The following is a 1,129-nucleotide window of genomic DNA, read 5'->3' as shown; positions in this document are numbered from 1 at the left end:
AAAGTTCTAATGTTTTAAGCCCTATATAGTTATCTATAACATAAATACTTTTCTTTGCTGATTTATATATTTTTGTATAGGCAACATCAGCTTCTATCTTATCTCCATTCATCAAGAGGAAATGTTTATATGTTTCCGGGTCTATAAAATTATCCATTACCTTTTTCAAATCTTCTTTAGTAGCTAATGTGTTAATCTTACTATCTATCCTTGCGATATCATTTGTGTTTTGATTTGTTTGAATTGCTATTTGTACTAATTCTTTTGAACCGATAAAATCTTGGTTTTCAATGATGAAGTCTTTCATCTGCTTAAACATTCGTATTAAAGCCTTGCTCTGTTTAACGGCAAGTTCTCCCCTTAATACAGTCATAAGCATATAAATACCCTGCTCTGTAAAAGCATAAGGTAGTTTTCTACGACCGCCCCAACTTGATGTCGATTTTTTCGATATCAAGTTTTCAAACTCTGATTTCGTCAACTGAAACATAAAATCATCATCAAATTTCTCCGAATTGTTTTTTACTTGCTCGTTAAATCTTGTCGTTGTATATCCATAGATTTCAGCAAGCTCAAAATCAAGCATAACCTTTTGATTTCTTATATAGTAAATCTTACTTTTAATTGTAGTTTCATCTATAACTACAATTTCCTTGTTTTGTTCTGCCACAAAATTCACCTCCTATATATTTTTGGGGCTACAACTTGTAGCCATTTTCTCTTTATTTCATTTAGTTTACAGCTCTTAAGCCAATTATCCATAATATTTTCAAAGTCTAATTTCTATAATTATACCAAAAATGTTAAATCTTTTCTATCTCTCCCTCTCTCTCTTTATCTATCTCTATATCTTTCTCTATCTCTATCTCTTGTCGGACATGGGTTGGACTCATTAAGGACAATGTCCTCTGTTTATTTTGTCTGTGAAAAATTCTTCTTTCAATTTTATCCAATAATATATTTTGTTTGTTGCCATATCTGCTCCTTTCTTGATTTTCGATAATCGAAATTCTTGATTTCCGATTTTCGAAATTCTGGACTTCTGCTTTTCGGAAGTCTAGTTATTATGGTTATTTAAGGGTGTAACTTTTCGTTACTCCCTTAGATTTCTCTGGTCATATCTTTTTTA

Annotated in this window: 1 protein-coding gene; it reads right to left on the bottom strand. The window is 30.8% G+C overall.

Features of this window, described 5'->3' with window-relative positions; genetic code table 11:
• A partial coding sequence (locus tag BQ7400_RS00145) for an ORF6N domain-containing protein (RefSeq protein WP_072469054.1) occupies nt 1–670 on the bottom strand: 670 nt, incomplete at its 3' end.
• Nucleotides 671–1,129: the final 459 nt, after the last annotated feature.

The sequence above is a fragment of the Urinicoccus massiliensis genome, assembly GCF_900120405.1.
GTDB classification, from domain to species: Bacteria; Bacillota; Clostridia; order Tissierellales; family Peptoniphilaceae; genus Urinicoccus; species Urinicoccus massiliensis.
Note: the sequence above shows the minus strand (reverse complement) of the source record. Positions and strands in the feature narration are given on the sequence as shown.